This window comes from Bartonella sp. AA23NXGY (assembly GCF_042197165.1).
In the GTDB taxonomy this organism is placed as follows: domain Bacteria; phylum Pseudomonadota; class Alphaproteobacteria; order Rhizobiales; family Rhizobiaceae; genus Bartonella.
Genome location: NZ_JBHIRO010000114.1, coordinates 1 through 545 on the forward strand (window position 1 = coordinate 1; position 545 = coordinate 545).

1 pseudogene is annotated in these 545 nt (G+C 46.6%); it reads left to right on the forward strand.

The annotated features are described in order from the left end of the window. Window positions 1-545, forward strand: a pseudogene (locus tag ACFINY_RS09960) (filamentous hemagglutinin); the annotation flags it as partial.

Here is a 545-nt window from a genome sequence, read left to right on the forward strand (position 1 = left end):
TCCATTGGTTATAATAGCCGAGAAAAGGATGGTACAGCCACAACCAATATTTCCTTGAACAAGGATAAATCCTCTAGCGATTATCACAGTGTTGTGGAGCAATCAGGCATCAAAGCCGGTGATGGCGGTTTTAAGATCAACGTTAAAGATAAAACAACGCTGACCGGAGGACTTATTTCCAGCACAGCCTCGGCGGACAAAAACAGCCTGACCACAGGAAGCATCAGCACCAGTGATATCAGCAACGGTGCGCATGCGCAAGCTAGCAGCCAAGGTTTAAGTATTTCTGCGGGTGGTCCGATGTATCAGGGTAAATATGGTGTCGGGAAAAACATTGCTAAAAATCTCTTAGATCATTCAAAAGCCCAAGATTCAGAGGAAGGATACACCAAATCTGCTATCAGCAATGGCACTATCGTCATTACTGATGAAGCAGGGCAGAAGGCATTGACAGGACAAGACGTGGAACAAGCCATAGCCTCCCTTAATCGGGATACTGCTAGCGCCCATAAGGGTGTACAACAGCTCGATGTAGGCAAGCTGGA